Raw genomic sequence first — 7,015 nt, 5'->3', positions numbered from 1 at the left:
CGTACTCGAAGCGGGACTTGAACCCGCACAGCCGCAATGGCCAAGGGATTTTAAGTCCCTCGTGTCTACCGATTCCACCATTCGAGCATCCTCGATAAAAGAGAGAGCGGAAAACGAGACTCGAACTCGCGACCCTAACCTTGGCAAGGTTATGCTCTACCAACTGAGCTATTTCCGCATTTGGAGAACGGGTGCAAAGATAGATAGTTTTCCCGTTCCAGCCAAATTTTTTTTAAACAAATTAAATTCCGAAGTAGAGTTCAGTTTTTTACCGCCCCAACAGCGCCTGTTCTGCGGTTTCCATTGTGGCAAAATTAAAGCCTTCCACCACACTTTGCATCAGAGCCGTGATTTCAGGGTTGCAAAGATTCCCGATGCTGCCCTCATGTGTATGGTGCACCTCCTTGTTGTGGGAGAAGTTTCCGGCTTCAATGTCCAACCCTACCTTTTTATAGGCATCACGGAAAGGCATTCCTTCACGTGCCAAACGGTTCACCTCCTCCACACTGAAAATCAGCAGGTATTTCTCATCGTCAAGGATATGCTCGTTTACCTTCATCTCGTTCATGATGTAAGTTGTCATCTGCAAGCAGTCTTTCAGTTCCTGGAATGCCGGAAGGAACACCTCCTTAATAATTTGCAAGTCACGGAAGTAACCGGAAGGAAGGTTATTGGCTATCATCATGATTTGCTGGGGCAACGATTGCAATTTGTTGCACTTGGCACGGGTCAATTCAAAGACATCCGGATTCTTCTTATGTGGCATGATGCTGGAACCGGTAGTACAATCGTCCGGCAATTTCACGAAGCCAAAGTTCTGGCTGTTGAACATACAGGCATCAAACGCCAGTTTAGAAACAGTACCCGCAATGCTTGCCAACGCAAACGCCACGTTACGCTCCATCTTGCCACGTCCCATTTGCGCATAAACCACATTGTAATTCATCGAATCGAAACCCAAAAGACGGGTTGTCATCGTACGGTTCAGCGGGAAAGAAGAGCCATATCCGGCAGCCGATCCCAACGGATTGCGGTTACACATCTTGAAGGCTGCCTGCAAAAAGAGCATATCATCCACCAAACTCTCGGCGTATGCACCAAACCAGAGTCCGAAAGAGGATGGCATGGCAATCTGCAAATGGGTATATCCCGGTATCAACACATCCTTATAACGCTCACTCTGCATCACCAATACATGGAACAATTGTTCCACCGCTTCCGCTATTTCTTTCAGTTCCGCACGGGTGAAAAGTTTCAAGTCGAGCAACACCTGGTCGTTGCGTGAGCGGCCGCTGTGAATCTTCTTGCCCACATCGCCCAACTTGCGCGTCAGCATCAGCTCCACCTGCGAATGCACATCTTCTATACCTTCTTCTATGACAAACTCCCCACGTTCTGCTACCGCATAAATTGCCTTCAACTCGGCAAGCAGTTGGGCCAGCTCCTCTTTAGTCAGCAAGCCGATGCTTTCGAGCATCGTGATATGCGCCATAGAGCCTAACACGTCATACTTCGCCAAATAGAGATCCAATTCACGGTCACGTCCTACCGTGAAGCGCTCAATGTCCTTATTTACCTGAACGGATTTTTCCCAAAGTTTCATGTTGAATAATTAAACTAATATTGTATCATGGCCAGCACATCCGCCATTTTTTCCAACCCCTCTTGCAACGGCTTCTGCACCATTGTCTTCATAAACGGATTCAGCTCCATGCCGATGGTCAGCTTCATCTTGCACTCCGCATCGGCAACAGGCACTATTTGTATCCACAGATTGAATGGCAGCGGCGAAGAAGTAGTGGCAAACTTGATGCACTTGCATGGCTCCTTCTCCACAATTTGCAGAGTGATCTTCCCCACGGGAGGCACCTCTACGGTCAGGCTATCAGCATCGAAATTCAGATTTTTCACTTTGTCTTCCGGCAAACGCCCTTTCACCTTCTCCAAATTGCTCAGGTCGGAAAGTTTTTCATAAACAGCATTTTGGGGAGCATGTATGAACTTGACCCCACTTTCAAATTTCGTCATAATTCAATCTATTATAAAAAAAGACAAAAGAACGATTCGGACACACTCCTTCCGAACGGTTCTTTTGTCATACTATATACATGTATAAAAACAATGCTTATTTTCCAGCATCCCAATGTGCGGGGTCCTTACGCCATTCGTTCAAGGTATCCACATCTTCCTCCTCGATATAGCCTGTGCGCAACGCTACATCCAACACAGCCTCATAGTTGGTCAATGTCACCAAAGGAACTTTGGCTTCCTTAAACGCTTTCTCGGCAACCGGGAAACCATAGGTATAGGCAGCTACCATACCAATGACCTCGCAACCGTCACGACGAATGGCATCCACCGCCTTCAAGCTGCTTCCTCCCGTAGAAATCAAATCTTCTACCACTACCACTTTCATGCCGGGACGCAGCTCGCCCTCAATCAAGTTCTCCAATCCGTGATCTTTCGGAGTAGAGCGCACATATACAAACGGCAGGTTCAATGCATCGGCCACCAATGCACCTTGCGGGATAGCACCCGTTGCCACACCGGCAATGGCATCCACCTGTCCGAAACGTTCCAAAATCAGACGCGTAATTTCAATCTTCACGAAATTACGAAGAGAAGGATAAGAAAGAGTCTTGCGATTATCGCAATAAAACGGAGATTTCCACCCGGACGCCCAAGTAAATGGATTAGCCGGCTGTAGTTTTATCGCCTTTATCTTCAGCAACTTCTCTGCAAACAACTTTTCTAAAGTTTTCATAGCACACTAACTATTATGATAATTATGGCACAAAAATACGGAAACAGAACGAAAATAAAAAAGAGAAAGCCGATATTTTTTATTCCAATTCATCATTTTCATCAAGAACATCCATACAACGGCGTATATCTTTCATCTCAAATCCCCTACTCAACGCAAAACGGACCAATTTGCCATTCAACTCGTATTCATTCTCTGCATGAACACTTTTCCGTTTTGCCGCCAGCAACTTTTGAAGATTAGAGAGGTATTCTTCCTCATCTATCTCTTCCAAAAAGGGCCGGTAAACAAACGGAGAGATTTTCTTCAATTGGAACGCCTGCCCGATTTTCACCTTGCCCCATTTGGCAAAACGGTATTTGTCGTTAATAAACGCACGGCAATAGCGCTCTTCATCCAAGTACTTTTCCTGTTCCAAATGGTTGAGAATACGTTCTATGGCATCGAATGCGATGCCCCAGCGTTGCAGCTTCTCTGCAATCTCCGCACGGCAGTGTTCTGCCGTAGAGCAATACGCCGCCACCCGATTCAGGGCTTCTGTTTCTGTCATTTCTGTCATCGTTCTGCAATTACAAACCGGTCATTGCCGGAAATATCTTTTCGTATAAGGACATTCGCATAGCCTTGTCCGCGAAGCATCGCGGCTGTGGCTTCCCCGAATGCCCGGTTGATTTCAAAATAGAGTTTACCGCCCTCCGCCAACATCTCCCGTCCCAATTCCCCGATGCGACGATAGAAACGAAGCGGATCGGCATCAGGCACAAACAACGCCAACGCCGGTTCCCAATCCAAAACGTTCCGTTCCATCTCCCGTTTCTCGGTTTCCGTGACGTAGGGCGGGTTGCTGACAATCACGTCAAAGCGCTCGTCCACAGCAGGGTGCCAGGTCAGCACATCTCGCTGCACAAAGCGGACAGTGCCTTGCAGCAGGCGATTGTTTTCAACGGCAAGCGCAAGTGCCGCTTCGGAGACATCCCAAGCCGTGACTTGCGACTCTGGCAACTCTTTAGACAAAGTTACGGCAATGCAACCGCTTCCCGTACCTATATCAAGAATGCGGCAAGTTGCCGGAATCTCCTTCAACATCCCCTCCACCAGTTCTTCCGTTTCGGGACGGGGAATCAAGACACCAGGCGCCACACGAAAGTCGCGCCCCAGAAAGCGCGCCGTCCCCTGCACATACTGTATCGGCTCAAAATTACACAGACGGCGAAGAATGCCTTCCAAATCTTTTTCTTCTTTTGGAGATAAAGCTATATCTTTGCCCAAATAATAATCAATAGTGCGCTGTCCCAGCATCTCGCAACAGACAATGCGGGAAAGGTTTGCCGCTTCGCTTGCGGAATAGCAGCCTCGCAAAGTGGTACGGATATAGGAAATGGCAACAGTCATCAGTATTGTGCATAAATCGGGCGCAAAAGTAATCATTTGTTTTGATTTATGCCAAGCCCAAGATTCGGATTATTTCATCCGGCGATAAGTTTTTCTTCTCCGGGGAAGGTATCTGAATCGTGTCAAAGCCTGTTTTGCTTCGTATATTCTTCGGACGTTCTTCGGACATTCTCCATGTCTATAGACCGAAGAACATCCGAAGAACGTCCGAAGAAAGATAGGCCCTGACAGGGTGCAGACAAAACGCGAATAAAAAGTAAGGTAAATCGGAGCATTCGCACGACTGACAAAAAAAGAGAAAAACTATGCAAGAAGAAATCTACATGCGACGCTGCATCCAGCTGGCACAAAACGCCCGATGCGACGCAGCCCCCAATCCCATGGTGGGAGCAGTTATTGTTTGTGATGGGAAAATCATCGGCGAAGGTTATCACGTGCGTTGCGGAGAGGCACACGCCGAGGTCAACGCCATCCGTTCTGTAAAAGACGCCTCGTTGCTGAAGCGTTCTACCATCTATGTCAGCCTGGAGCCCTGTTCGCACTACGGCAAGACTCCTCCCTGCGCAGACTTAATCATCGAAAAACAGATTCCCCGCATCGTCATCGGATGCAGCGATCCCTTTGCCAAAGTGGCAGGACGGGGCATCCGGAAGCTGCGAGATGCCGGACGTGAAGTCATTGTAGGTGTGCTGGAAGCAGAGTGCCGGCAGCTCATCCGCCGTTTCATCACCTTCCACACGCAGCAACGCCCCTACATCACCCTGAAATGGGCGGAATCGGCAGACAGATACATGGACATTTCGCGTGAAGGAGGCACCCCGGTCATCCTCTCCACCCCGTTGACCTCCATGCTGGTACATAAAAAGCGGGCAGAGCACAGCGCCATCCTGGTAGGGACCCGCACCGCCGAACTAGACAATCCCAGCCTGACCGTCCGCCACTGGTACGGCCGTTCGCCGGTACGCATCGTCTTGGATCGGGAACAAAAGCTGTCGCCTGACCTGCACCTTTTCGACGGCAGTGTCCCAACCCTCGTTTTCACTGAAAAAGCGCACGAGTCACTGCCCAACACCGTGTTCCTCCCGATAGACTACGGACAAGACATCCTGCCGCAAATCATGACCACACTCCATGCACGCGGCCTGCAATCACTATTGGTGGAAGGCGGAAGCACCCTGCTGCAATCATTCATCAACGCCGGCTTATGGGATGAAATCTATGTAGAGGAATCGCCTGTTTTGCTTCATTCCGGTGTTAAATCCCCTGAAATAAGTGACAAAATATCTTTCGACATCGAACCGGCTTTCGGCAGAAGTTTTCGTCATTACAAGGCCGTCAGCAACGAGCAATAGCCTCATTTCAGGGCTTTTTTATCAAGAAAAACAGCCCTTTTATCTATAATTTTATATAAAACTTGCCTGCAATGCTATTTATCGAGAAAAATGTTCCTATTTTTGCAACTTGTAAATAAACACTAACTTTCAAAATGAGAATAAAGTTTCTATCAGTAATTGCGAGTTTTCTTGTCATGTCGGTGGTGATAAGCTCATGCCTTGACTCTGATAACACCTACGAATTCAGTTCCGATGCGACATTACATGCGTTCGCTATTGATACCATCTATGGTGTGGACTACACATTTACAATCGACCAGCTCAACAGGCTTATCTATAATAGAGACTCCTTGGCCATCGGTGCAGACACCCTCATAGATAGCATTCTGATTACGACTATGACCGTCACAGGATGGGTCACTTCCGGCTCGCCTACCGATACCGTTGTAAACACCGCCAATGCCATGGACTTGCGACCGGCAATGAACACAGACAACGGCATGAAATTCAAAGTACATGCGGCCGATGGCATCTCTGTCCGTGAATATACACTGAAAATCAATGTACACCAACAAGACCCGGACTCATTGGTCTGGACAGACATGCAGACCAAAGGCAATGTGTTCTCGAATGCGGTGAACAACGGTGAGCAAAAAGCGATTATCCTGAAAGACGAGTTATGGGTCTATGCTTCCCATACCACCGCTTACAAGACATCAACTGCCCCCGACAACTATAATTGGAGCGAGACAAGCATCACCGGCCTGCCCGCCGAAACCAAACTGACTTCCATCATCACATACGATAATAAACTTTACGCTGTGACCGAAAGCCAAAAGACATTCGCCTCTGCCAACGGTTCTGATTGGGAAGAAGTTGCCACATTGGGAGACAATGTCGTTGCCCTTATCGATGGTTTTACCGGCCGTTTCTCAGGCATTGTAGAAATAGCAGGAGAACATTATTTCAACATCTGCATGGATGGGGAAAATTGGGAGAAAGCTACAGACGAAGCCGGGAACGTGATACTTGAAAAAGTTCCATCAGGTTTTCCTGTCGAGCACATATCCACCACCCGTTCTTATACCGGCAATGGCGTGGAGAAAGTCGTGTTGGTAGGAATGCCTTTGACTAATGAAAAAGAGACGGAGCCCTGGTTCTCGCTGGACGGCAAAGGATGGGCAAGCATGGCGAACACGGCATACGACACGTTCTGCCCGGGCATGGAAAATCCGGCCATTATGTATTATGGCGGAACATTCTATTGTTTCGGAGGCGAGCTTGACGCCATCTATCAATCCGTTGCGGGTATTGCATGGCACAAGACGGAAAGTAAATTCCTGCTACCCGAATCTTTCAATAAGAAAGGAGCTTACTCTATCATTGTAGAGCCTACAAAAGACAAGACGGTAGCTTCGGCAAACAAACGAGATTTCATCTGGGTTATATTTGGCGGGAACGGTACCAAGAATGAAGTGTGGCGCGGACGCCTCAACAGGCTGGGTTTCGAAATACAAGATTGAAA

The 7,015-nt window shown here is 48.1% G+C and carries 7 protein-coding genes and 2 tRNA genes; 2 read left to right on the top strand and 7 right to left on the bottom strand.

The genetic code is table 11. The annotated features are described in order from the left end of the window. Positions 1-2: 2 nt before the first annotated feature. The 7 genes from K2G43_RS11425 to prmC all read right to left on the bottom strand — a co-directional run bounded on the left by K2G43_RS11425 (position 3) and on the right by prmC (position 4,156). A tRNA-Leu gene (locus tag K2G43_RS11425) sits at positions 3-87 on the bottom strand. Positions 88-105: 18 nt separating this feature from the next. After that, a tRNA-Gly gene (locus tag K2G43_RS11420) sits at positions 106-178 on the bottom strand. Positions 179-268: 90 nt separating this feature from the next. Then, complete coding sequence (argH, locus tag K2G43_RS11415; RefSeq protein ID WP_300155286.1) at positions 269-1,603, bottom strand: argininosuccinate lyase; 1,335 nt, start codon at positions 1,601-1,603, stop codon at positions 269-271. Between the two features lie 14 nt (positions 1,604-1,617). Continuing rightward, positions 1,618-2,028: an SRPBCC family protein gene (locus K2G43_RS11410; protein ID WP_297642407.1), complete on the bottom strand. Its 411-nt coding sequence runs from the start codon at positions 2,026-2,028 to the stop codon at positions 1,618-1,620. A gap of 97 nt (positions 2,029-2,125) precedes the next feature. Then, positions 2,126-2,764 carry an orotate phosphoribosyltransferase gene (gene pyrE, locus K2G43_RS11405; protein WP_297642409.1) on the bottom strand — a complete coding sequence of 213 codons (639 nt, stop codon included), beginning with the start codon at positions 2,762-2,764 and terminating at the stop codon, positions 2,126-2,128. A gap of 79 nt (positions 2,765-2,843) precedes the next feature. Next, positions 2,844-3,323 (bottom strand): regulatory protein RecX, encoded by a 480-nt coding sequence (locus tag K2G43_RS11400; protein WP_300155283.1) that lies wholly within the window; start codon positions 3,321-3,323, stop codon positions 2,844-2,846. After that, positions 3,320-4,156 carry a peptide chain release factor N(5)-glutamine methyltransferase gene (prmC, locus tag K2G43_RS11395; RefSeq protein WP_300155298.1) on the bottom strand — a complete coding sequence of 279 codons (837 nt, stop codon included), beginning with the start codon at positions 4,154-4,156 and terminating at the stop codon, positions 3,320-3,322. The genes K2G43_RS11400 and prmC overlap by 4 nt, the downstream gene beginning before the upstream one ends. Positions 4,157-4,461: 305 nt before the next feature. Between prmC and ribD the strand changes: the two genes are divergently transcribed. Next, complete coding sequence (gene ribD / locus K2G43_RS11390; RefSeq protein ID WP_300155279.1) at positions 4,462-5,508, top strand: bifunctional diaminohydroxyphosphoribosylaminopyrimidine deaminase/5-amino-6-(5-phosphoribosylamino)uracil reductase RibD; 1,047 nt, start codon at positions 4,462-4,464, stop codon at positions 5,506-5,508. 134 nt (positions 5,509-5,642) lie between these two features. Then, the gene (locus tag K2G43_RS11385; protein WP_300155276.1) at positions 5,643-7,013 is read left to right on the top strand and encodes a DUF6242 domain-containing protein; all 1,371 of its coding nucleotides are present in this window, start codon (positions 5,643-5,645) and stop codon (positions 7,011-7,013) included. Positions 7,014-7,015: the final 2 nt, after the last annotated feature.

The organism is Bacteroides sp., assembly GCF_029057325.1.
Taxonomy (GTDB): Bacteria; Bacteroidota; Bacteroidia; order Bacteroidales; family Bacteroidaceae; genus Bacteroides.
The sequence above is the reverse complement of the archived record's forward strand: the minus strand, read 5'-3'. Positions and strand labels throughout refer to the sequence as shown.

Excerpts from the sequence above, each read along its gene's own strand:
- argH (WP_300155286.1), bottom strand. The coding sequence starts at position 1,603 with ATGAAACTTTGGGAAAAATCCGTTCAGGTAAATAAGGACATTGAGCGC.
- K2G43_RS11410 (WP_297642407.1), bottom strand. The coding sequence starts at position 2,028 with ATGACGAAATTTGAAAGTGGGGTCAAGTTCATACATGCTCCCCAAAAT.
- pyrE (WP_297642409.1), bottom strand. The coding sequence starts at position 2,764 with ATGAAAACTTTAGAAAAGTTGTTTGCAGAGAAGTTGCTGAAGATAAAG.
- K2G43_RS11400 (WP_300155283.1), bottom strand. The coding sequence starts at position 3,323 with ATGACAGAAATGACAGAAACAGAAGCCCTGAATCGGGTGGCGGCGTAT.
- prmC (WP_300155298.1), bottom strand. The coding sequence starts at position 4,156 with ATGACTGTTGCCATTTCCTATATCCGTACCACTTTGCGAGGCTGCTAT.
- ribD (WP_300155279.1), top strand. The coding sequence starts at position 4,462 with ATGCAAGAAGAAATCTACATGCGACGCTGCATCCAGCTGGCACAAAAC.
- K2G43_RS11385 (WP_300155276.1), top strand. The coding sequence starts at position 5,643 with ATGAGAATAAAGTTTCTATCAGTAATTGCGAGTTTTCTTGTCATGTCG.